This window comes from Rhodococcus sp. JS3073 (assembly GCF_026810085.1).
GTDB classification, from domain to species: Bacteria; Actinomycetota; Actinomycetes; order Mycobacteriales; family Mycobacteriaceae; genus Rhodococcus_F; species Rhodococcus_F wratislaviensis.
This window is the reverse complement of record NZ_CP113951.1, coordinates 3,819,462-3,836,766: the sequence shown is the minus strand read 5'-3', so window position 1 is coordinate 3,836,766 and position 17,305 is coordinate 3,819,462. Positions and strand designations below refer to the sequence as shown.

The following is a 17,305-nucleotide window of genomic DNA, read 5'->3' as shown; positions in this document are numbered from 1 at the left end:
GCCCGCGCGGATTATCAATTCGCTTGCGGCCTCGCCCATACTTGTACGAGCCGGTGTGCCACTCTCTCGGCCCGGTTCATCCTCAGGCGAGTCCATTGGACGTGCTCGCCGATCCTACGATCAGCCCGACGGGAGTCTTGCTGCCATGACGCCGCCTGCAGTTCACCTCACCGAACCTGCGGTCACCGCTCGTCCGTCTCTGCGTCCGCGGATTCCGTCGCCGAGTCGGCGGGGCGCGATGCTGGCGCTTGCCCTCGGCGGGTTCGGTATCGGCACAACGGAATTCGCGTCCATGGGCCTGTTGCCCGCGATGGCCGCGGGGACCGGGGTGTCGGAGCCGGTGGCCGGGCACTTCGTCTCCGCGTACGCGCTCGGCGTCGTCGTCGGGGCGCCCACGATCGCGGCGCTGGCCGCGCGCGTCGAACGGCGCACGCTGCTCATCGCGTTGATGGCCACGTTCGTCGTCGGCAATCTCGCGACCGCCCTCGCCCCCGGGTACGAGTCGCTGCTGGCGGCGCGGTTCCTCGCCGGGCTGCCCCACGGTGCGTACTTCGGGGTCGCAGCGTTGGTCGCCGCGCACCTGGCGGAACCGGGCAAGCGTGCCAAGGCGGTCGCGACCGTGATGATGGGCCTGTCGGTCGCGAACGTGGTCGGGGTGCCTGCGACGGCGTTCTTCGGCCAGATCCTGGGCTGGCGGTCCGCGTTCGTGCTCGTGGTGATCATCGGAATCGTGACGCTGGTGGCGTTGGCACGCCTCGTTCCGCCGCTGGCCGGGGTGCACGTGAGCAACCCGGTCGCCGAACTCGGGGCGCTGACCCGGGTGCAGGTGTGGATGACGCTGATCTTCGCAACGGTCGGGTTCGGTGGTTCGTTCGCCGTGTACACCTACATCAGCTCGACGCTCACCGACGTGTCCGGGTTGCCGCACGCGATGGTTCCGGTGGCGTTGATGCTGTTCGGTTCGGGGATGATCCTCGGCAACGTCGTGGGTGGCCGCATCGCCGACAACGCGGTGGTCCCCGGGCTGTTCGGGTGCATGATCGCCCTGATCTGCGTCCTCGCCCTGTTCATCGTCGCCGCGCACAACCCGGTGACGGCGCTGATCGTGCTGTTCTTCATCGGCATGGCCGTGACCGCGATCTTCCCGTCCGTCCAGGCGCGGCTGATGGACGCGGCGGGTGACGCGAAGACGCTCGCGTCGACGCTCATCCACGGCGCGTTCAACCTCGCCAACGCAGGTGGTGCGTGGATCGGTGGCGTCGTCATCGCGGCCGGGTACGGCTACACCGCCCCGGCCGCTGTCGGCGCCCTCCTCGGCGTCGCCGGACTGATCGTCCTCACGATCGCGGTCCTCCTCGACCGCCGGCGGGCGACGGCTCAGGCAGGAACTCCCGCGGAATAACGGTCCCGGAGGGTGCCCTTGACGAGCTTCCCCGTGGGGGTGCGGGGCAGGTCGTCGCTGAAGACGACGTTCCGCGGGACCTTGAACCGGGCGAGCCGGCCCCGCACGTGGTCGAGGAGTTCGGCGGCCAGCGCGTCGTCCCCGATCACACCCGGAACGGTCTGGACCACGGCCAGCACCGATTCACCCATCTCCTCGTCGGGGACCCCGATCACCGCCACGTCCAGGACGGCGGGGTGTTCGGTGAGGGTGTTCTCGATTTCCTGCGGATAGATGTTGACGCCGCCGGAGATGATCATGAACGACTTCCGGTCGGTGAGAAACAGATACCCGTCCTCGTCGAGGTAGCCGACGTCGCCGGTGGTGGTCCACGTCGGGTGCTGTGGATGCTGGGCGTCGCGGGTCTTCGCGGGGGCGTTGTGATATTCGAACGGCAGGGTGTCCCGCTCGAAGTAGAGGGTGCCGATCTCGCCCGGTGCGAGGTCGGCACCGTCGTCGCCGCAGATGTGGGCGACGCCGAGCGCGGCGCGGCCGACGGTTCCGGGCTTGCGCAGCCATTCGTCCGAATTCACGAGGGTCATGCCGTTGAGTTCGGTGGACGAGTAGTACTCCGACAGGATCGGACCCCACCACTCGATCATCTGCCGCTTCACCTCCACCGGGCACGGGGCCGCGGCGTGCACGGCGACGCGCAGGCTGGAGACGTCGTACCTCTCCCGGGTCTCGGCGGGCAACTTCAGCATGCGGACGAACATCGTGGGCACCCACTGGCTGTAGGTGACCCGGTACCGCTCGATGTACGCGAGCGCCTTCTCGGCGTCGAAGCGGTCCATCACGACGACCGTGCCGCCGAGGGCCTGCACCGACGCGCAGGTGCGGAGCGGTGCCGCGTGATACAGGGGGGCGGGTGACAGGTAGACGGTGTCCGGCGTGACTCCCCATACCGTCGCGTTCATGCCGGTCATGGTGTCGCCCGGTTCCTGGATCTGCCGGGCGGGCAGTTCCGGTTTGATGCCCTTCGGGCGCCCGGTGGTGCCGGAGGAATACAGCATGTCCGCCCCGCGGGGCTGGTCGGCGAGCGGGACGTCCGACTCCGCGGCGGCGGCCTGGTCGAGCGAGTCGTAACCGGGAATCGTTCCCCCGAAGGAGAGTCGGTGCTCGATGGCCGGGGTAAGGGTGGGGAGTTCACGCGCAACCGCGTCGAGTGCGGCGTCGACGATCAACGCCTTGGCGCCGCAATCCTCGACGATGTAGGCGATCTCGGACGCCGTGAGGTGCCAGTTCACCATCGTGAGGTATAGCCCGGAACGCATCGCCGCCCAATAGACGTCGAAGACCGCGGGAGTGTTCGTGGCCAGCACCGCGACGTGATCTCCGCGGCGCAGTCCGAGGGCGAGCAGGTGGCGGGCGATCCGGATCGAGCGGGACTCGAGTTCGGCGAAGGTGACCGTCTGCCCGGTGCCTGCCATGATCACGGCCGGCTTGTCGGGTGTGGTGGCAGCATGAGCGCCGGGATACATGGTTACTCCAATTCGTGGTGGAACGCGAGGGGTGAACTCTGTTCGGCCGTCAGCCGAGTTGCTCCTGCGCGACCTTGGACCGGCGGGCCACGCCGGCCACCGAGATCAGTCCGATGACCGCCGCCACGATCACGAAAACGGCGGGGGAGAGGACGTTTCCGGTCTTCTCCACGAGCCAGACGGCGACGAAGGGGGCGGTGCCACCGGCGATGACGACGCCGAGGTTCCAGCCCATGGCGACACCGGTGAAGCGGACGTCCTTGTCGAACAGCAGCGGCATCAGCGTGTACGACCCCACCTGGGTTCCGACGGTGTTGACCATGATCAGGAGGTAGGCGATCGCGGCGATCCACAGGCTGTGGTGCATGACGGCCATGGCGGGGTAGGTGATGATCGCGAATCCGGCGAGGCTGATCACGGTGAACCGCAACCGTCCGATGCGGTCGGCGAGCATGCCCCCGAGCGGCATCGCGAGCGCGACGACACCGATGACCGCGGTCGCGATCCAGTAGACCGGGGTGCGTTCGTAGCCGAGGCTCTTCATCAGATGGATGCTCATGTAGGTGAGGCCGATGTAGGCGGTTCCGTTGCACGCCAGACTGATTCCGACCGACTGCAGGAGGGCCAGCGGCTGCCGCCGGAAGACGGCGACGACGGGCGCCTGGGCCGGTCCGGAGCCGGCGTCCTCGCCGTGCGTCTCCTCGACCCGGGTGCGGGCCCACAGGCAGAGCAGCGTCAGCGGCAACGCGAGCAGGAACGGGACCCGCCACCCCCAGCTTTCGAGTTGCGCGTCGGTGGTCAACGCCGACACCGTGCCCGCGACCGCTGCGGCCATCGCGAACCCCATCGTGGATCCGAGCGGGGTGAACGCCCCGTAGGTGGCCTTGAGATGCCGCGGCGCGGATTCGGAGATGAACGTGGCCGAGCCGCCGACCTCACCGCCGGCCGAGAATCCCTGGACCATCCGCACGACGACGAGGAGCACGGTGGCCCAGATCCCCGCTTGCGCGTGGGTGGGCAGGAATCCCATCGCCATGCTGCCGAGGCCCATGCAGACGAGCGTCGCGAGGAGGGCCTTCTTCCGCCCGAGCCGATCGCCGATGTGCCCGAACACGATGCCTCCGAGCGGACGCATGAGGTAGGCGGTGCCGAACACGGCGAGTGCCGACAGCAGTGCGGTGGCCGGGTCGCTGCTGGGGAAGAACAGCGGCGCCATCACGATCGCGAGGTAGCCGTACAGGCTGAAGTCGTAGTACTCGATCAGGGTGCCCACGCCGCCCGCGATCGCGGCGCGACGCGCTCGGATGCGGTCTTCGGTCCGCCATTCGGTGGTGGCAGCAGAATCGGTCAACTGGTCCGTCATAGGTGTCCTGACCTTTCGGAGGCGGATGAGACGTGCATCACGTCTCGTGGATCATGCCAAGCGAACGATCGATTGGCAAGGTGTTCGATTGACGGGCCTGTCACGTCACCTCATTGCCTCTAGCTGCAGAATATAGAGATATTGACTTCTGGCTCGCGTTCAGTTGATGATGAGAACTGGCCGAACGAGCGTTTGGCTACCAATCGACGTACTCGAAAGGACGCAGCGGATGACGACGTCCCACGCCGAAGCGGACACCCACGACCGGGAGGACTCGGCAGGCGTCGACCTCACGGCCCTCGCCAAGTACCTCAACGGCGCACTCGAGGGCGGTGTGACCGGCGACCTCGCCGTCTCGCTCATCAGCGGTGGCCGATCGAACCCCACCTACCGCGTCGCCGACGCCGACCGGACGTGGGTGCTGCGGCGTCCCCCCTACGGGCACGTCCTGCCCAGCGCGCACGACATGCGGCGCGAGTTCACCGTGATCAGGGGGCTGGCCGGAACAGCCGTCCCGGTGCCCGACGCGGTACTGCTGTGCGAGGACGAGGACGTGCTCGGCGCGTCGTTCTACCTCATGGAACTGGTGGACGGACGGCCCGTCGGGACGGTCGAGCAGGCGTCGGCGCTCACCCCGGACGACCGTCGCCGGCTCGGACTGGATCTCGCCGACACCCTGGCCGCGCTGCACGACGTCGACCCGGACGCGGTCGGGCTCGGCTCGTTCGGCCGCCCCGACGGATACCTCGAACGCCAGCTCGACCGCTGGTCCCGGCAGTGGGAGGCCTCGCGCACCACCGATCGTCCGGAGGTGTCCGTGCTGCTCGACAAGCTGCGCCGGGCGCTGCCCACCTCGCACTTCCCGGGCATCGTCCACGGCGACGTCAAACTCGACAACGTGCTCACGTCCCGCGGCGACGCCGGGAAGATCGTCGCCGTTCTGGACTGGGAAATGGCCACGCTCGGCGACACCCTCGCCGACGTCGGGATCATGCTGAGCTTCTGGGACCAGCCCGGCGCGGTCGACAACCCGGTGACCAAGGGCCTTGCCCGCCTCGACGGATTCCCCACCCGCGCCGAACTTCTCGACCGTTACGCCACGCAGCGCGGCATCGACATTCCCGACATCGACTGGTACACGGTGTTCGCCGACTTCAAGATCGCCGTCATCCTCGAGGGCATCAACGCCCGGCACGCGCAGGGCGACACGGTCGGCGGAGGTTTCGACGACGTCGGCGACATGGTCGGCCCGTTGTTGCACCGTGCACTCGACCTCGCCGCCGCGTCGCCCGTGTCCGAACTCCGCCGCTGACCGCGGCACCACCGAACAGATTGGAGCCACGGAAGTGGATTTCGACTACAGCCCGAAAGTGCTGGAACTGCAGACGAAGCTGACGAAGTTCATGCAGGAGCGGGTGCTGCCCGCCGAGGCGATCGCCGAAGAACAACTGGCTTCCAAACCGGACCACTGGGGTGCGCCGCCGATCGTGGCCGACCTGAAGGCAGCCGCGAAGCGCGAAGGCCTCTGGAATCTGTTCCTGCCCGCGCGAGAAGGTGCAGGCCTGACGAACCTCGAGTACGCGCCCCTCGCGGAGCTCACCGGCTGGAGCCCCCTGATCGGGCCCGAGACGTTCAACTGCAACCCACCGGACACCGGCAACATGGAACTGCTGCACCTGTACGGCACCGACGAGCAGCAGCGGGAATGGCTCGAACCCCTGCTCGCGGGCGAATTCCGGTCGTGCTTCTCGATGACCGAACCCGACGTCGCGAGTTCGGACGCCAACAACGTCCGGCTCGAGATCGCCGAGGACGGCGACGACTGGGTGCTGACCGGCCGCAAGTGGTGGTCCACCGCGGCGCTGCGCGACGACTGCCGGGTGGCGATGGTCATGGGTGTCACCGACCCCGACGCCCCGGTCGGCAGCCGGCACAGCATCGTCCTCGTTCCCATGGACACGCCCGGTCTGACCATCGTCCGGTCCACCACGGTGCTCGGCTTCACCGACCGCCATGAGGGCGGGCACGGCGAGATCGTCTTCGACAAGGTCCGCGTCCCCCAGGCGAACCTCCTCGGACCGCGCGGCAAGGGTTTCGCGGTCGCGCAGGCGCGCCTCGGACCGGGGCGCATCCACCACTGCATGCGGCTGATCGGCATGGCCGAGCGGGCGATTGCGCTGATGACCGAACGCGCCCGCACCCGGGTGGCGTTCGGCAGGCCCCTCGCCGACGAGGGTGTCGTGCAGGCGACCGTCGCGGACGCGCGGATCCACCTCGACGCCGCCCGGCTGCTGGTGCTGAGGGCCGCCTGGCGGATGGACGTCGAGGGCACGAAGGCGGCCCGTCACGACATCGCGGCCGCCAAGGTGATGGTCCCGCTGACGGTCAAGCAGATCGTCGACGACGCGATGCAGATCTTCGGCGGCGCCGGCCTGTCGCAGGACACGATCCTGCCGGTGCTGTACGCGCAGGCCCGGTTCCTGCAGATCGCCGACGGCCCCGACCAGGTGCACCGCCGCTCCCTCGCCCGAGCCGAGTTCGCCGCCACCCCGGTGCTGAAAGAAGTCCGCGGGTGAACGAGGACAGGACGCGCGCACGGCAGCAGAGTATCGGCGACATTCCGCGGCGGTCCGCGGCGCGTTTCCCGGACAAGCTCGCCGTCGTGCATCGCGACGTCCGGCTCACGTTCGCCGAATTCGACACCCTGATCGACAGGGTCGCCGCGGCCCTCCACGCCGAGGGGCTGACGCGGGGCGATCGGCTCGCACTGTTGTCGCACAACTGCTGGCAGTACCCGGTGCTGAACTTCGCGACCGCCCGGCTCGGAGTGGTCCTGGTGCCGATCAACTTCATGCTGACCGGCGGGGAGATCGGATACATCCTCGACGACTGCGCAGCCGACGCGTTCGTCGTCGAGGACGCCCTGGTGCCTGTTGCCGAGAAAGCACTCGCGGAATCGAAGGGAAGCGTCCGGTTGCGGGCGACGATCCCGCTCGGCGACACGGCAACACCGGACGGCTGGCATTCGGTGACGGACTGGGTGGACGGCGAATTCGGTTCGCCGCCCGAGGTGTTCGTGGCGGACGACGACGTGGTCCGCATCATGTACACGTCGGGCACGGAATCACGACCCAAGGGCGCGATGCTCACCAGCCGGTCGCTGATGTGGCAGTACATCAGCTGCATCGTCACCGGCGGCATGAGCAGCGACGACGTGGAGGTGCACGCGCTGCCGCTGTACCACTGCGCTCAGCTCGACAACTTCCTCAGCACCGACATCTATCTCGGCGCGACGAGCATCATCGTCGACGGACCCGACCCACAGGTCCTGCTCCGCACCATCGAGGCGGAGCAGGTGACCAATCTGTTCTGCCCACCGACGGTGTGGATCTCGCTGCTGCACACGCCGGAGTTCGAGGGCACCGACCTGCGATCGCTGCGTAAGGGCTACTACGGGGCGTCGCCGCTACCGGTGGAGATCCTGCGCGAAATGAACCGCCGGCTGCCCGGCATCCGGCTGTGGAACTTCTACGGGCAGACGGAAATGGCGTCACTCGCGACGGCTCTCGGGCCGGAAGACCAAGAGACGCGCGGTGGTTCGGCAGGCAAACCCGCCCTCAACGTGGAGACACGCATCGTCGACGACCGGGACCTGCCGGTTCCGGCGGGCGAGGTCGGCGAGATCGTGCACCGCAGCCCGCACGCCACCGTCGGCTATCTCGGCCAACCCGAGAAGACCGCGGAAGCGTTCGCGGGCGGGTGGTTCCACTCCGGCGACCTCGGCTACCTCGACGACGACGGGTACCTGTGGGTGGTCGACCGCAAGAAGGACATGATCAAGACCGGCGGGGAGAACGTCGCGACCCGGGAGGTCGAGGAATCGCTCTACGAACTCGACGGTGTCGGTGAGGCCGCCGTGTTCGCGGTGCCGCACCCACGGTGGATCGAGGCGGTTGCCGCAGTGGTGGTTCCTTCCGCCGGCGTCGAACTCGACGAGAAGGACGTGGTGGAGCACTGCCGCGGACGACTCGCCGGCTACAAGGTGCCCAAGTATGTGATCGTCGCCGACTCGCTACCGAAGAACCCGAGCGGCAAGATCCTCAAACGCGTTCTCCGAGACACATTCGGTTCCATTGCCCAGGCCTGAGCAGGAGACCACCATGCCCACCGATTCCGACACACGCCGCGCGGGCAAGCCCCGGGCCGCGCGCGCCTCGTTCGCGGCGGCCATCTCGACCTCACTCGAGTGGTACGACTTCTTCATCTACGCGACCGCCGCCGCACTCGTCTTCAACACCACGTTCTTCGCGACCGACAGCCAGGTCGTCGCCGCCCTCAACTCGTTCGCCACCGTGGCGGTCGGTTTCATCGCCCGGCCCGTCGGCGGCGTTCTCGCCGGCCACTTCGGCGACAAGGTGGGGCGCAAACCGGTTCTCGTCGCGGCCATCGTCATGATGGCAGTCGCGACCGCACTGATCGGCCTCGTGCCCAACACCCAGCTGGTCTGGCTGGCACCCACGATCCTCGTGACCCTGCGGATCTGCCAGGGCCTCGCCGTCGGAGCGCAGTGGGGCGGGGCCGTCCTCCTCGCCACCGAGAACGCGCCCGCCGGACGCCGCGGGTTCTACGGCAGCTTCGCGCAGCTCGGCGTACCCATCGGTGTCGTGCTCGGAAACGTCGTCTTCCTCGTCATCACAGCGGTATTCGACTCCGAATCGTTCCTCGCCTGGGCGTGGCGGATCCCGTTCTGGATCAGCCTCGTGATGCTCCCCGTCGCCTTCGTCATCCACCGCTACCTGGAGGAGACACCCGAGTTCCAGGAACTGTCGAAGAAGCTCGCCGAGGCGCCCGTGGCGCGGAAGTCGCCGATCCTGCAGGTGCTGCGCAAGAATCCCGGCACCGTGCTCACCGCGGCCGGCGCGAACGCCATCGGCGTCATCTTCTTCTACACGATGATCACGGGGTCCGTGCAGTTCGCCACCACATATCTCGGGATCGAACGCTCCACCGTGCTCGGCTTCATCCTCGCCGCCTGCGTCCTGATGATCCCGCTCGTCCCGCTGGCCGGATACCTCTCCGACCTCTACGGCCGGAAACTGATCTTCGGAATCGGCACCGCCGGGATGCTGCTGTGGGGAATTCCCATGTGGCTCATGATCGGACACTCGAGCCAGGGCGCCCTGTGGCCGTTCGCGCTCGCCGTCTTCGGCGCCGTGATCGTCATGTCGTTCCAGACCGGAACTCAGGGGACGCTGTTCGCCGAACTGTTCCCGCCCGAGATCCGATTCTCCGGTGCCTCCCTCGGCTACCAGATTTCCGCCATCATCGGTGGCTTCTCGCCGATGGTCATGGTGCTCCTCATCAACGGCGACGCGTCCAACGCCTGGCGGGTCGGCGCCTTCCTCGCCGGCGCCGGAGCGATCGGTCTGCTCTGCCTCGTCGCGATCGTCCGGAAGTACTCGTCACCGGACGTCCAGCAGACACCTGCCCGCCGGTCCACCGTGGCGGCCTGAGGTGACGTGAGTGGCAAAGTGTGCTGGCGCACGCTTTGCCACTCACCTGGGATCGGAGGGCGAACATGAGTACCGAGTCCTGGAAGGACGTGCTGTCGCGATCGCAGCTGCACGGGATCCTCGAGGTTCTCGAATTGTGCAGCGAGATCGACGACGCCGACGACTACAAGCGGACCGTCGTGGAATCCATCGCGACGGTGTTCCGCGTCCGCGACGTCACGTTCTTCTTCGGGCCGACGTACGCCGACATCTTCGCCGACCCGCAGCCGCTGCTGACGGGCGCCGCCTCTCCGCTGCTGAACGAGTATCACACCCGATGGCGGGACAAGGACATCTTCGCGCTCCCCGAGGCACGCCGCTCGCTTACCGATACCGGGTTCATTTCCCTGGACCACCTGCACACGCTGCCCGCGCCGCAGCGCTCCTACGTCGAGGACTACCTACACCCCCACGGAATGGGAACGGCGTCGGCGCTGCACCTCCGGCTCGCCGACGGTGAAGCGTTGGTGGGCATGTTCGATCGTGAACGGAGCTGGGATGCGAGCGAGACGCTGGCGGTACGGGTTCTCGCCCGCCAGCTCCGCGCCCAGAGCAGGTCGATGCGGTTGGCAGGGGCCGGAGATTCCGACACCCCCGACCCGCTGAGCAGCCTCACTTCGCGCCAGATGCAGGTGGCCGAGTTGGTGAGCGACGGTTTGAGCAACAGCGAAATCGCCGAGGTGCTCTCGCTGTCCGAGTTCACCATCAAGAAATACGTGAGCCGAATCTTCGAGGCCACCGGTCTCCGGAACCGTGCCTCGTTGACCGCGTGTGTGCTTCGGCGAGATCGGCGTCCTACTGCGTGAGCGGCGAATATGCGATGACGGTCAGTCCGTGGGGCGAACGAAGGACCACACGGCACTCGTGGTCGCCTACGGTCGGCTCACCCGCAGTCCACCCCGCCTCTCGCGCGAGTGCCGCGGCCGCATCGACGTCGTGTGTCCTCCCCAGCAGACACCAAGACGGCACGTCAGTCTCGTCGGACAGGCACAGAGTCGTCGTGTCGGTCGGAAACTTCGCCCACGCGCGACCGTCGCTGAACCCGGCGGGTCCGAGAACCTCAGCGAGGTCGTCGAAGGCCCCCGCCCAGTGCGGGGTCGAGTGCATAACGGACATCTTCTCGAACACGTGACTCAGGCGGGAACGTTCCATGACTTCTCCTGTGCGTGGGTAAGGTTGTGGCCCAGCCGATCCCGCTTGGTCGAAAGGTAGCGGGAGTTGTCGTCGTTCGGTGCGGTCTCGAGAGGCGTGGTGTGGGCGACGGTGATACCGGCCGCAGCGAGGCCGGCGGTCTTGGCAGGGTTGTTGCTGAGCAGGTTGATGCGGTCGATGTGGAGGTCGCGGAGGATTGCTGTGGCGTCGGTGTAGTCGCGGGCGTCGACGGGCAGCCCGAGTTGCAGGTTGGCGTCGACGGTGTCGAGACCCAGTTGGTCCTGCAGTTGGTAGGCGGCGATTTTCGCGGCAAGTCCGATGCCGCGGCCTTCGTGCCCGCGAAGGTACAGCAGGACGCCGCAGCCGGCGTCGGCGATGCGTTCCAGTGCGGCGGACCGTTGTGGGCCGCAGTCGCAGCGCCGTGAGCCGAGGACGTCGCCGGTGAGGCATTCGCTGTGGACGCGGGTGAGGGCGGTGGTGCCGGCCGGGTCGCCGAACGCCATGGCGAGGTGCTCGACTCCGCTGGCGGAGCGGTAGGCGACGGCCGTGAAGGCGCCGTAGTCGGTGGGGATGACGGCGTCGGCGCAGCGGACGACGGACGGGACCGGCTCCACCGTGTTCATGCGGGGCTCGCGGGGGTGAGCTGATGGAACGTGGAGGTGTAGAACAGCAGCGGGTCGGGGGTGTCGGTGGCGCCGAGTTCGACGACGCGGCCGACGACGAGGTCGTGGTCGCCGACGGGTTGGACGAGGTCGATGTGGCAGTCGATCCAGGCGTGGGCGCCGGTGAGGCGGGGTGATCCGGTGGTGGCGGGGGTCCAGTCGATTCCGTGGAACTTGTCGCTGCCGCTGCGGGCGAAGGTGCGGCCGAGTTCGTGTTGGTCGGCGGAGAGGATGTTGGCGCAGAACCGGCCGGAGGCGGCGACCTTGGGGAAGGTGGTGGAGGTGTGGGCGACGAAGAAGGCGACGAGGGCGGGGTCGAGGGAGACGGAGCTGAAGGAGCCGACGGTCAGTCCGACGGGGTTTCCGGTGTCGTCGAGTGCGGTGACGGCGACGACGCCGGTGCAGAACTTTCCGAGGACGGTGCGGTAGGCGTCCGCGATCTCTTCGGGGGTGCTGGCGGTGATGTGCGGTTCGGTGGTGGTTCGCATCGGTACCTTCTTCGGGTGGTGTTCGTTCGGAGTCCGCCGAACAGAAGCGGACTCCGAACGAGGTCTATCCGCGGACGGAGGGATTCGAGACGATGGTCGACAACTCTTCGAGCGCAGCGCGATAGATCTCTTCGATCGCCGCCGCCAACTCCGATTCGACCTCCTCCGCTTCAGCGGAGAACGTCGCGGTCCAGTCGACCGTGCACGCCTCGGACGTCGCGTCGAGCACAGAGATGGTGGACCGGTACTGCTTCAACGGCAGCGGGCCGTCGATGTACTCGTAGGTGTATCGGCGGTCGCGGTCGCTGTGCTCGGCGATCCGTTCACGGGCGGGCTGACCGTCGGCGAAGACGAGATGGCGGATCTCCTGCTCCATCCGCGCCGTCGCAACCGACGGAATCCAGTCGGCGATGGCGCCCGGGTCGCCGACCTGCGCCCACACTGTCTCGGCGCCGACGGAAAAATGCTGCTGAACCTTGATTTCAGCCATCGTCCTACACCCGGCCCAACTCGGCCTCGTACTTCTTCGTCATGTGTTCGACGGCCTTTCTATGCTCGTCCGCCTGTCCCTCCCGCACGCGGCGAGCCCGCTCGTCCGCGTCGAGGAGCGGCTGCGCCTGGCCCTGGAAGAACGGCATGACGTCCTGGGCGAACAGCTCGTACGAGCGGGCCGTGGCCTGTGGGTTGGCCCAATCATGCCCCTGCAGAAGGAGAGTGCCGAAGCCGCCGGACTGATCGAGCAGACGCTGAACCTGCGCGCGGGCATCTTCGGCGGTGCCGATGACGCCGATCCCGGAGTTGTTGATGAAGTCGATCATCTCGCGCTTGTTCTCGCCCTCGACCGCCATCTGCGGGAACGCGGCAACGTGCTGCAAGTACTTGAACCAGTGCTCGATGCCGTGCTCGACGTCGCGATAGGCCTGTTCCCGGGTCTCGGCAAGGTGGAAGGGGCCCACCAGCCGCCACTTCGAGCGATCGACGTCCTCGCTTCGGCCCGCCAGCGTTGCGAATTCCTCAAGCATTCCCCAATGGTGTTGCAGAGCGCTGAATCCGTCCGCAGTCAGCGTTGCAGCGATCGAGAGCAGACCGATTCCGTGGTGGCCGGCCAGGCGCGCTCCCGTCGGCGAAGCGATCGCGGCGACTACCACGTCGAACAACGGAGATGAATACGGAGCCATTTGAATTCGAGCATCGATGAGCGTATGGGTCCGCGTCTGTGCGCTGACCGTCTCGCCTCGAAGCAGACGCATGATGATGTCGGAGTTCTCCGCAAGCAGTTCTCGCGTGTCGATCTGCGACAGGCCGAGCATCGCCGCATCGGTCGGCAGAGATCCGGGACCGAGGCCGAACATGGCCCGACCGTGGGTCAGATGGTCGAGCATCACCATGCGCTCCGCCGCCCACAGCGGATTGTGGTACGACACCGACGTCACGCCCGTGCCCAGCTTGATTCGACTGGTCCGTTCGCCGGCCGCGGCGATCATGATCTCGGGGGACGCATAGATTTCGGAGCCCGCCGAATGGTGTTCCCCGAACCAGGCCTCGTCGTAGCCCAGCCGCTCGAGCAACTGAACCAGCTCCAGGTCGCGCTGCAGCAGCAACGTCGGATTCTGTCCCGGGGTGTGGATCGGTGCCAGAAACGTTCCGAACTTCAACTTGCTCATGATCACTCCTGTGTGACGGGGGCAACAGTGAGTGAAACGGTATGGCCGTGCGCACAGCGGGTGTAGTCCTCAAAAGAAGACACTTCTCACCGCGCGGGCGATCAGCGGGACAGTCGGCGCTGCCTCGCGTTGGCGGCGCCGACGAGCGCGCGCAGTGCCTGCGGTGCCCGCTTCGCGGTGCGCAGGATGGCCTGGTCGATCATGCTCAGCTTCGGCGCGAGTCGCGGAACGGTCCGGGGCGCGTGGTCTGCGTCGGTGAGGGAGTAGAGGGGCCAGCGGTCGGGCACGCCCTTGAGGGCATGTTCCCCGGCGTCGGCGAACCGCAGTCCCGAACCCACCACGAGATCCCGGACGGTCCGCGACACCAGCACTTCCCGGGCGCGGGCCGTCGCGGCGATGCGCGCGCCGATGTGGACGGTCATGCCGCTCACGTCGGGACCGTTGCGCTCCACCTGCCCCGTGTGGACGCCGGCCCGCACCTCCAGCCCGAGTTCGCCGGCGCCGTCGACGACCGCCCGCGCGCACCGGACCGCGGACGCGGGACCGTCGAAGATGCTGAAGGTGCCGTCGCCGGCCACGTTGAGGAGCCGGCCGCCGGCCTTCTCGATCTCGTCGCGGACCTGCCACTCGTGCGCGGCCCGCAGGTCGCGGTAGGCGCTGTCGCCGATCCGTGCGAGTACTTCGGTGGATCCGACGACGTCCGTGAAGAGAACGGAGGCCAGGTACCGGCCCGCGTCGGATGCCGGGTGCCCACCGGTGGCCAACTGCTCGACGTGGTCGATGATCGGTTTCCACGCCTCCCCGAGCGACGCGCCGGGCGGCGACTGCGGCAACAGGTGGAAGCTGCCGCGGGGGATACGGTCGGCGACGTACTGCGAGGCGGCCACCGGCACCGGACTTCCCGCGACCAGAAGCGCGCGCGCCGGGCACTGGATGGACGGCAGCATGTCCGAGTAGTCGAGCCGGAAGATCCACTCGAGGTGGGCCTGTGCGACCGCGGGTGTCGCGGAATTGCGTTCCAGCATGGCCATCAGCCGACGGTTGAACGCCGAGTCCTCCTGGGGATCCCACAGGGGTACCGTGCTGCCCGACCCCCAGTTCCGGGTGGCTGCTCGCCACCCGTCGACGAAGTTGTCGCGTTCGGCGGCGCTCCATCCCACCGGATCGTGGTTGCCGCCGACCAGCCGCTCGGCGAACGGCTGGATCAGGACGACGCCGGTGACCCGCTCCGGCGAGCGTGCGGCGACGAGTGCGACGGGACCGCTCGCGCTGGCCACACCCACCAGCAGCGCTTCCCGCATCCCGATCTCGTCCATCACCGCGACGATGTCGTCGGCCTGCTCCTCGAGTGTGGGCAGGTGCTCGACCGGGTCGGACAGTCCCAGCCCTCGTTGCTGGAAGTATGCCGTGCGGGCGAACGTGCTGCCCCGTTCCATCAGGTAGTGGATCTCGGGGTCGGTCCACATGAGGTCGAGGTGCATGTTGATCTCGAACAGCCACACCACGTCGCGTTCACCCGCGCCCACCACCTGGTAGGCCAACGCATGTCCGTCCCGCTGCACGTACCGGACGGCAGGTGGGTCCATTTCCCCAGCGTAAACGCATGTGAGTGGCAATGTGTGCGTCCGCACACATTGCCACTCACCTGGGGATGGTGCCCAGCTCGCGGGCCCGCGCGATTGCGGACGTCCGGGACTTGACGCCGAGTTTGCCGAAGATGTGGACGAGATGGGACTTCACGGTGGTCTCGGAGAGAAAGAGTTCCTTACCGATCTCCCGATTGGACCGCCCGGCAGCCACCAACGTCAGCACCTGGATCTCCCGTGGGCTGAGGCTGGTGGCAGGTCGGCGTACGCGCGTCATCAGTTTCGACGCCACGGCCGGGGAGAGGACGCTGTCGCCGGCCGATGCCGCGCGGACGGCGGCGAGGAGTTCGGGCGGGGGAGTGTCCTTCAGGAGATACCCGGCGGCGCCGGCCGCGACCGCGTCGAGGATGTCGGCGTCCGTGTCGTAGTTGGTGACGACCAGCACGTGCGGTGGGTTCGGCAGGGACCGCAGGTTCCGGGTGGCGTCCACGCCCGAGGTGCCGGGGCCGAACCGGAGGTCCATGAGCACGAGGTCGACCGGAGTCGTCGCGCACAACGCCACGGCGGCGTCCGCGGTGGCTGCCTCGCCGACCACCTCGATGTCGTCCTCGTGCTCGAGGAGGGCGCGCAGGCCCGCACGAACGATCGCGTGGTCGTCGGCGAGCAGCAGTCGGATCATGCGCCGACCTCGAGCGGGAACGACACCGCGACCGCGGTCAGTCCTGGTTCAGACTCCACCGACATCGACCCGTCGAGCAGCTCGACGCGACGGCGAATCGAATTCAGCCCGAACGCTTTCGACGGTTCACGGTCGAGGAGTTCGACATCGAAGCCGACGCCGTCGTCGACGACGTCCAACCGGACCGCGTCCTCGTAGTAGGTGAGGGTGATCGCCATCCGGGATGCGTGTGCGTGCCGGACCACGTTGGACACCGCGCCCTGCGCAATCCGCACCAACGCCGCCTCGACGGGCATCGGCAATCGCACCGGCTCCCCCTCGACCACGGCAATGGTGTCGAACGTGTCGCTCCTCGCCTGCGTGCAGATCCGCGCGAGCGCGTCCACGAGTGACTGCCCATCGAGGACGGCGGGTGTGAGATCGCCGATGAGCTGACGGGTTTCGGCGAGGCTGTCGGCGGCCGTCTCCCGCGCCAGCCGGATGCGGTCCCGGGCGGGGTGGTCGGGGGCGGCGCGTTCGACGGCGTGGAGCAGCATCTGAATGCTCGACAGATCCTGCGCGACGGTGTCGTGGATCTCGCGTGCGAGCCGCTCACGTTCGGCCAGGGAGCCGGCGGCACGTTCCTGCTCGGCGAGTTCGGCTCGGGTTCGGGTCAATTCGTCGATGAGGCGATCGCGCTCGACAGCCTCCCGGTACAACGCCCGGTAGCCGAGGCCGATCGCCACCGCGACGCACGCACCGATCACCGGACCGACGACACCCGCGACGCTCCAGCCGCGGTGCATGCCGGTACCCACGACCGCAACGACGGTCGCGGCTGCGACCGCCAGGACTCCCCAGCGTCGCGGCAGCAGATGCAGGTACAGGAAGAACAGCCCGAACGCGAGATAGGCGGCGTCGGGGGCGAGGACCATCAGCGCCACCCACAGAGCCGTCAACGCTGCGAGCCACCACGTCCCGCGCAGACGACGCGTCGCTCCCGCCGCGTACACCGCGAGAAACGCCACCGACAGCACCACGATCGCCGGTGCCTGTGGTGCGTCCGGAAGGACGGCGCGCAAGATCACGACTGCAGTAAGCGCCGCGATCAGCGCATGCAGTCCCAGTTGGAGTCCCGCGAACACGGGCGTGAGAGGGGAGCGGTGCACCCCGCCCAGCTTATCGACGCGAGCACACCGGGCATCCATCGAAAGTCGGAACGCGCACCCGACCTTCGACCACCGAGAATTCCACCCCA

At 67.8% G+C, this 17,305-nt stretch carries 16 protein-coding genes; 6 read left to right on the top strand and 10 right to left on the bottom strand.

Annotation, left to right across the window (positions count from 1 at the left end):
• The first annotated feature begins 145 nt into the window (after nt 1-145).
• Nucleotides 146-1,402: an MFS transporter gene (locus OYT95_RS17345; RefSeq protein ID WP_128640357.1), complete on the top strand. Its 1,257-nt coding sequence runs from the start codon at nt 146-148 to the stop codon at nt 1,400-1,402.
• Here OYT95_RS17345 and OYT95_RS17340 read toward each other — a convergent pair.
• Both OYT95_RS17340 and OYT95_RS17335 read right to left on the bottom strand, forming a co-directional pair.
• Nucleotides 1,378-2,922 (bottom strand): acyl-CoA synthetase, encoded by a 1,545-nt coding sequence (locus tag OYT95_RS17340; protein ID WP_268792041.1) that lies wholly within the window; start codon nt 2,920-2,922, stop codon nt 1,378-1,380. The two genes, OYT95_RS17345 and OYT95_RS17340, sit on opposite strands and share 25 nt — an antisense overlap.
• 49 nt (nt 2,923-2,971) lie before the next feature.
• Entirely contained in the window at nt 2,972-4,285 is a 1,314-nt protein-coding gene (locus tag OYT95_RS17335; RefSeq protein ID WP_268792040.1) for an MFS transporter, read from the bottom strand.
• Between the two features lie 229 nt (nt 4,286-4,514).
• Here OYT95_RS17335 and OYT95_RS17330 point away from each other — a divergent pair, with 229 nt between their 5' ends.
• The 5 genes from OYT95_RS17330 (at nt 4,515) to OYT95_RS17310 (ending at nt 10,643) form a co-directional block, all read left to right on the top strand.
• Nucleotides 4,515-5,597, top strand: a complete 1,083-nt coding sequence (locus OYT95_RS17330; protein WP_268792039.1) for a phosphotransferase family protein — start codon at nt 4,515-4,517, stop codon at nt 5,595-5,597.
• Between the two features lie 34 nt (nt 5,598-5,631).
• Nucleotides 5,632-6,861, top strand: a complete 1,230-nt coding sequence (locus tag OYT95_RS17325; protein ID WP_268792038.1) for an acyl-CoA dehydrogenase family protein — start codon at nt 5,632-5,634, stop codon at nt 6,859-6,861.
• Nucleotides 6,858-8,432: an acyl-CoA synthetase gene (locus OYT95_RS17320; RefSeq protein ID WP_268792037.1), complete on the top strand. Its 1,575-nt coding sequence runs from the start codon at nt 6,858-6,860 to the stop codon at nt 8,430-8,432. The genes OYT95_RS17325 and OYT95_RS17320 overlap by 4 nt, the downstream gene beginning before the upstream one ends.
• Before the next feature lie 13 nt (nt 8,433-8,445).
• The gene (locus tag OYT95_RS17315; protein WP_268792036.1) at nt 8,446-9,798 is read left to right on the top strand and encodes an MFS transporter; all 1,353 of its coding nucleotides are present in this window, start codon (nt 8,446-8,448) and stop codon (nt 9,796-9,798) included.
• Between the two features lie 65 nt (nt 9,799-9,863).
• Entirely contained in the window at nt 9,864-10,643 is a 780-nt protein-coding gene (locus OYT95_RS17310) for a helix-turn-helix transcriptional regulator (protein ID WP_268792035.1), read from the top strand.
• Here the strand turns inward: OYT95_RS17310 and OYT95_RS17305 are convergent.
• The 8 genes from OYT95_RS17305 to OYT95_RS17270 all read right to left on the bottom strand — a co-directional run bounded on the left by OYT95_RS17305 (nt 10,633) and on the right by OYT95_RS17270 (nt 17,216).
• Nucleotides 10,633-10,989 carry a hypothetical protein gene (locus OYT95_RS17305; RefSeq protein WP_268792034.1) on the bottom strand — a complete coding sequence of 119 codons (357 nt, stop codon included), beginning with the start codon at nt 10,987-10,989 and terminating at the stop codon, nt 10,633-10,635. The genes OYT95_RS17310 and OYT95_RS17305 overlap by 11 nt on opposite strands.
• The gene (locus OYT95_RS17300) at nt 10,971-11,612 is read right to left on the bottom strand and encodes a GTP cyclohydrolase II (protein ID WP_268792033.1); all 642 of its coding nucleotides are present in this window, start codon (nt 11,610-11,612) and stop codon (nt 10,971-10,973) included. The genes OYT95_RS17305 and OYT95_RS17300 overlap by 19 nt, the downstream gene beginning before the upstream one ends.
• The gene (locus tag OYT95_RS17295) at nt 11,609-12,139 is read right to left on the bottom strand and encodes a flavin reductase family protein (protein ID WP_268792032.1); all 531 of its coding nucleotides are present in this window, start codon (nt 12,137-12,139) and stop codon (nt 11,609-11,611) included. The genes OYT95_RS17300 and OYT95_RS17295 overlap by 4 nt, the downstream gene beginning before the upstream one ends.
• Nucleotides 12,140-12,203: 64 nt before the next feature.
• Nucleotides 12,204-12,629 carry an SRPBCC family protein gene (locus OYT95_RS17290; RefSeq protein WP_268792031.1) on the bottom strand — a complete coding sequence of 142 codons (426 nt, stop codon included), beginning with the start codon at nt 12,627-12,629 and terminating at the stop codon, nt 12,204-12,206.
• A 4-nt stretch (nt 12,630-12,633) separates the two neighbouring features.
• On the bottom strand, nt 12,634-13,803 hold the full coding sequence (locus tag OYT95_RS17285) for an LLM class flavin-dependent oxidoreductase (RefSeq protein WP_268792030.1): 1,170 nt from the start codon (nt 13,801-13,803) through the stop codon (nt 12,634-12,636).
• Nucleotides 13,804-13,904: 101 nt separating this feature from the next.
• On the bottom strand, nt 13,905-15,389 hold the full coding sequence (locus tag OYT95_RS17280) for an adenylate/guanylate cyclase domain-containing protein (protein ID WP_012691024.1): 1,485 nt from the start codon (nt 15,387-15,389) through the stop codon (nt 13,905-13,907).
• A 55-nt stretch (nt 15,390-15,444) separates the two neighbouring features.
• Nucleotides 15,445-16,068 carry a response regulator gene (locus OYT95_RS17275; protein ID WP_268792029.1) on the bottom strand — a complete coding sequence of 208 codons (624 nt, stop codon included), beginning with the start codon at nt 16,066-16,068 and terminating at the stop codon, nt 15,445-15,447.
• Nucleotides 16,065-17,216, bottom strand: coding sequence for a sensor histidine kinase (locus OYT95_RS17270; protein ID WP_174233870.1), 1,152 nt, complete (start codon nt 17,214-17,216; stop codon nt 16,065-16,067). The genes OYT95_RS17275 and OYT95_RS17270 overlap by 4 nt, the downstream gene beginning before the upstream one ends.
• Between the last annotated feature and the right edge of the window lie 89 nt (nt 17,217-17,305).

Bases quoted from the DNA above. Each gene is read 5' to 3' on its own strand.
- OYT95_RS17345 (WP_128640357.1), top strand. From the start codon at position 146: ATGACGCCGCCTGCAGTTCACCTCACCGAACCTGCGGTCACCGCTCGT.
- OYT95_RS17340 (WP_268792041.1), bottom strand. From the start codon at position 2,922: ATGTATCCCGGCGCTCATGCTGCCACCACACCCGACAAGCCGGCCGTG.
- OYT95_RS17335 (WP_268792040.1), bottom strand. From the start codon at position 4,285: ATGACGGACCAGTTGACCGATTCTGCTGCCACCACCGAATGGCGGACC.
- OYT95_RS17330 (WP_268792039.1), top strand. From the start codon at position 4,515: ATGACGACGTCCCACGCCGAAGCGGACACCCACGACCGGGAGGACTCG.
- OYT95_RS17315 (WP_268792036.1), top strand. From the start codon at position 8,446: ATGCCCACCGATTCCGACACACGCCGCGCGGGCAAGCCCCGGGCCGCG.
- OYT95_RS17310 (WP_268792035.1), top strand. From the start codon at position 9,864: ATGAGTACCGAGTCCTGGAAGGACGTGCTGTCGCGATCGCAGCTGCAC.
- OYT95_RS17305 (WP_268792034.1), bottom strand. From the start codon at position 10,989: ATGGAACGTTCCCGCCTGAGTCACGTGTTCGAGAAGATGTCCGTTATG.
- OYT95_RS17300 (WP_268792033.1), bottom strand. From the start codon at position 11,612: ATGAACACGGTGGAGCCGGTCCCGTCCGTCGTCCGCTGCGCCGACGCC.
- OYT95_RS17295 (WP_268792032.1), bottom strand. From the start codon at position 12,139: ATGCGAACCACCACCGAACCGCACATCACCGCCAGCACCCCCGAAGAG.
- OYT95_RS17290 (WP_268792031.1), bottom strand. From the start codon at position 12,629: ATGGCTGAAATCAAGGTTCAGCAGCATTTTTCCGTCGGCGCCGAGACA.
- OYT95_RS17285 (WP_268792030.1), bottom strand. From the start codon at position 13,803: ATGAGCAAGTTGAAGTTCGGAACGTTTCTGGCACCGATCCACACCCCG.
- OYT95_RS17280 (WP_012691024.1), bottom strand. From the start codon at position 15,389: ATGGACCCACCTGCCGTCCGGTACGTGCAGCGGGACGGACATGCGTTG.
- OYT95_RS17275 (WP_268792029.1), bottom strand. From the start codon at position 16,068: ATGATCCGACTGCTGCTCGCCGACGACCACGCGATCGTTCGTGCGGGC.